4 protein-coding genes are annotated in these 4880 nt (G+C 61.2%); 2 read left to right on the top strand and 2 right to left on the bottom strand.

Annotated features, from left to right (window positions below; all coding sequences use genetic code 11):
• The coding region (locus BCD49_RS40370) for a hypothetical protein (RefSeq protein WP_083401300.1) at positions 1–717 on the top strand (717 nt) is incomplete at its 5' end.
• Between the two features lie 434 nt (positions 718–1151).
• On the opposite strand, the gene BCD49_RS40365 is transcribed toward BCD49_RS40370, so the two are convergent.
• Complete coding sequence (locus tag BCD49_RS40365) at positions 1152–1391, bottom strand: hypothetical protein (protein ID WP_007513509.1); 240 nt, start codon at positions 1389–1391, stop codon at positions 1152–1154.
• Between the two features lie 131 nt (positions 1392–1522).
• Positions 1523–1891 (bottom strand): hypothetical protein, encoded by a 369-nt coding sequence (locus BCD49_RS06510; protein ID WP_007513507.1) that lies wholly within the window; start codon positions 1889–1891, stop codon positions 1523–1525.
• Between the two features lie 578 nt (positions 1892–2469).
• Between BCD49_RS06510 and BCD49_RS40350 the strand changes: the two genes are divergently transcribed.
• Entirely contained in the window at positions 2470–4677 is a 2208-nt protein-coding gene (locus tag BCD49_RS40350; RefSeq protein WP_131803385.1) for a choice-of-anchor D domain-containing protein, read from the top strand.
• Positions 4678–4880 lie beyond the last annotated feature (203 nt).

Raw genomic sequence — 4880 nt, 5'->3', positions numbered from 1 at the left:
GGAGAGAGGCCGTGGGAAACGGGCCGAGAGCAATCCCGGCACCGCGCCCACGGCCTACTCGACGGGAACGTCCTCGCACTCGGCCTGCGACTCGGTGTTCCAATCTGGGTCGCACCACTCGTCGCGCCGGCGGTGGACCTGTCGATCGTCGGTCTGCTTCTCGGCTGCCGGCGACTCTCCGTGAACGGCGGGCCTGTAGAGGTCCTGCGCTCGGCGCGGAGACTGCTCATCTTCGCGAGCACCGTCACCCTCGCCCTCAACATCGCCGAACCCCTTATCGCCGGCCACTACGGCAAAGCGGCCTTCGACGCCGTCGGACCACTCCTCCTTATCGGCTGGTCCGAGGTCGGACCGGGACTCCTCCACGCCATGCAGACGACGAACCGCAGGACAGATGCCGGGGAAGGTCAGCAGGCAGYCCCACCACCCAGCCAACCCGGTCCGCATCCGGATCCGGCCGCCGAAGCTGACCACCGGCCAGCACGGAACGACGCTCCCCCAGCGGGTACGCCATCAGCGGCCGGGCAGGACCAGGCCCGGCGGCAGGACCTCCTGCACCGGGCACGCGCAGAGGACGTACTGCACTGGCAACAGCACCAACGACCGATCTCCGCAGACAACCTGAGAAAACGACTCGCCGTCGGCGCGACCACCGCCCGCAGCCTGGTCACCCAGCTCCGCAGCGACACCCACGGCGCACTCGACCACCGCACCTAGCCATCGACGCCCTCGGCCCCAGGGCCGGAGTCGAGARGGGGGATCTGATCAATCGCCGAGCCCCGCCCAGCCGGCAGCTCACGCCGCCTCCGTGACCTTCGGCGCGCGTTTGGCGGGGGCCAGCCGCTCCCGCGGCTCGACGGCTGGTTACCCAGCTGCGCGGCGAGATCCACCACCGAATCGAAGAAGGCGCACAGCAACCCGAGCGAGAAGCCCGCAGCAGTGTTCTTCCAACGACGGAGATGCCATAGGCGGCATGTCCATCATCTCCCGCGACCGGTCTGCCCCACCCACGGCGGCCCGACGCCCGACCCCACAGGGGCCGTCCACGCGCCACCGACCACGAGCGACCCGCGCCCGCGGCACCCGGACCAGCCCCGAACCTCGACGGTCCGAGGCGAAGCCTCACTGCTACTCCAACCAGACTTTTGTGATCAATTGAGTTGTAGTCTTCTAGCCCGGCGTCGGTAGTGGCTGGCTTGGGCGGTGAACTGTCGGCGGCGCCTCCACCAGGACCAGGCGAGGACGAAGGTGTCCGGCGCGGCGGGTCGGCGTAGGGCGAGCTCGACGAACAGGTGGCGGACCTCGTTGACGGTCAGCGGGACCAGCCCGGCGGCGGGCTCGGTCTGACGGGCTGTGGCGGTGGTAACTGCGAGGAACGCGTAGATGATCATCGCGGCCAGGGTCCAACGGTGCCAGGAGGTCCAGCGGCGGACCTGGTGCTCGTCGAGGGCTGCGAGTTCCTTGTTCGGCTGGAAGTCGTCCTCGACGGCCCAGCGGATCCCCGCGACCCGGACGAACGTGGTCAGCGAGACCGGGGCGGGGCTGTGGCCCGGTAGAACGCGTACTCGCCGTTGCTGATGTTGCGGCGGACGAGCAGGTGGTGGTGGCCGGGCAGGTCGCCGTCGGTCGTTTCGACGACCGCCCAGTCGTAGAGGCGTCCGCCCTTGGCGCTCTTGCCGGCGGACAGGCGGTTCCAGGCCATGTGCGGCAGGGTGACGGCGAGGTCGATCGCCTTCTTCTCACCGGCCCTGGTGTGGATCATGTGGTTCTTGGCGACGGCGAGGACGTAGCCGAGGCGGCGGTCCGCGCGGGCGGCGCGCTGGGCGGTTCTTTGCCGTAGACCTCGTCGCTGGTGGCCCAGCGGGCCCGGGCGCCAGCGACCGCCGCCCATAACCGCTGCCGGTGTTCCCGCTGCGCCACCGGCGGCTGCCCCGGCGACCGCGTCCCCGCCCGCCCCGTTACCGCCTGCGCCCACCCTGCCCGTCGCCCCACTTACACACCTCCAGATCGAGGCGTTGCGACGACCAGTTGAATTCACCCAATTCTTGGTCGGGGATTCCAGGTTCACCCTAATCGCAGCACACGTCAAGTTTTCAGGAGTCAAATGCCTCGGCAGACCGCCTGAACTCTCGGCGAGCGAGGACGGAGAAGATAGCCGCAGATGCGGCCATGACGGCCGCAATAGCCCATTCGAGCGAACCATCGCCTCGGTCTGGTTCGACACCAAAAACGTACTCTATCCACTTGTCGCTGATCAATATGACAACGAGGAGGATGCAACTCAGAATAGATATGAACACTTCGACCCAGAGGCGGTATCGCATGTTTCTGATCGTCCTACTGACGCGCATGGCGTTAGTTTGCTACAAGATCCGGATGTCCGCTAGCGGCCCTGACTCGGTCGCATACTCCCACAAGATGACGTAACGCGGCCGGACATTATTCCCAGCAGGAGCTTGTGGAGGCGCTGTGGTGGCACGCATGATACCGGGACAGAAGTTGTCGAAGTGGACCTGGTTAATGGAGGATGTGACAGTCCGAGGCATCGTGAGGGATGCGGTAGACCCGAATGACCACCGCGAGCCGAAACAAATCGGTGCGGAGCTCGGCGGGKCGGACGCATTCGATCTAGAGGTTGACCCCAACTATCGCCACCTKATTGCCATTTCCGGGAATAATCCAACTCCGTTTAGATCGCCTCCGGGGTGCATACATGTCGAAGGCTACCATCACGACTTCGATAATCCGGATTGGATCAATCGAGTGGCCCCCTCATACTATCCGGAGGAGAGGAAGGAAGAATGGTTCAAGGTTGATGGGCGTAATCTCGCCGTGGGCGACCGAATAGAAGTCGCCGGACGATGGATTATAGAAAACCAGCATGAGAACTTCTGTTGGCGAGGTAGTGCGATAACGAAGTTCTTCCGAAATTGGTCTCGAGAAAACCCGCCTTCCCCTCTTCTGGTCACCAATTATGGTTGCGTCTGGACGGAGCTTCATCCATTCAAATGGAAGGAGATTAAATCTGTGCGGAGGCTCCCGGCTACCGGAACAGAGAAAGAAACGCTGTGCCTTGCCGCCCCCTTGTACGAGTGTACTTTCGCAAGGGGTGGCATATTTAATGATGGCCGCCTAAGAGGGCGCGTCGCCATCTTGTCCGACAAAAAAAACTATCGGGAGGATGCTCATGCTCGCATGCATATCAAAGGGCCCGAGCTTCCTGCGTTGTTCAAAATGGATCGAAGCTTGGTCCGTTTTAGAGAGGTCGCGATCCTCAACGGCACAGAGCGGTCGTTGGATGAGATACGGTCGATTGAGGTGGTGGACGACGGAATAGTTGTCGAGGCATCCATCAGCGCTCCAGCCACGGTTGAAACCTACGACGAAGACGGCAATCGCTATTTCATTGCAGACAAAAATGACCCGGCCAACGATCGTAGCGTTTTTAAGGCTCACTACTACGTGGACTGGGCGCCGCGGGTCAGGGTGGCAGGCAGTATCGGCGCAGACTCCGCAAATCTTATTGAGCTACCTGAGCAAAAGGCTGGCACGTCCGTTCAATTCAACATAAATCTAGAGAATGTCGGGCCAGATCGACTAGATGTGATCGATATCGAGATTGTTGGTGACCATCCAACCTTATTCCAAGTCAACAATCCGAGAGTCACTTTGCCACCTCGATCCACGGTGACTATACCTGCAGAGTTCAAGCCCCCGAACTTTCTCGCGGGATCCAGATTCGAGACTTACCCTCCCTATGTCGTAGAGGCCTTAGTTAAACTTCAGACAACAGATCCGGCAAATCCGACATGCGAAATCATCCTGCGGGGACCTGTGGCCGCGCCGCCCCTGGCTTCCACGCTTCGCCTTGAGCCCGGAAGCATAAACTTCGGTGCGGTCGAAGTTGGCACGTCATGCCGCACGAACTACCGACTGTTCAATACCGGACGGCGTGAGGTTGTAATAAAGTCTGTGGTCGTCGAGCGCGAGTCACCCTACGTCGATCAGTTTAAGTTCGGAACGGCGTTCCCCGGCATGGTGGTGGCACCGGGAGAGAGTCAGAGTATTTCGGTTTCGTTCTGCCCACAGCATGCCGGTGAAGCGCATTCGGAGGCCGTGGCGACAGTCGCCGAAACAGTGGCTGAGGAGCGTTCCACTTCAGTGCGACTTTCCGTGTCCGGAACGGGAACGATTCCAGCCGATGATACGTCGCCGGGCCGAAACCCAGGCCTTCGCGTCGAGCCTACTAGTATCAATCTAGGGTCAGTCAAGGTCGGTACGTCTAGTCGGCGAGAAGTTAGCATACTCAACACCGGGCAGTATAGCGTCTCGGTAATTTCGGCAATCTTTGAAAACGAATCTCCGTCGATCGGTCAATTTCGTTTCGACATGGCGCTTCCGCCAACGATTTTACGGCCCGGAGAGGGTCAGGATATCTCTGTTGTTTTTACTCCTMACAAGTCCGGTACCGCGCAGGCGGAGGCCGTGGTGACAGTAAACAGCATGAATTCTATTGGACCTTCTTCCGTATTTCGGATTTCCGTGTCGGGAGTTGGATGGCTTCCTAAATTCAAAAATCTCCTGAATCTCTCCGTTCGAGAACTGGCCAGGAAGTGGCGTGCTGACAGGCGTCGCTTCAGCACAAGATTGGAGCCGGTTGACCCCCGGACCGGTTGACTCCAGGACGTGGAGTTGGTCGGACAGGCCGCGAGCACGGGGACGGCTAATCGGCCTGCGACGGGAGTTTCTCGTTGAGGGATCTTCGCTGCGCCGGCCGGAAACCACATATCACCAAAAGCGGCACTGGAGATGGTGCCGATTTTGGCCTGTGTGGGTGTGCCGATTTCCGTCAGGTTGAGCCCGACTGGTTGTCTGGGGGG

Origin of the sequence: Pseudofrankia sp. EUN1h (assembly GCF_001854645.1) — a bacterium.
Classification (GTDB): Bacteria; Actinomycetota; Actinomycetes; order Frankiales; family Frankiaceae; genus Pseudofrankia; species Pseudofrankia saprophytica.
Note: the sequence above shows the minus strand (reverse complement) of the source record. Positions and strands in the feature narration are given on the sequence as shown.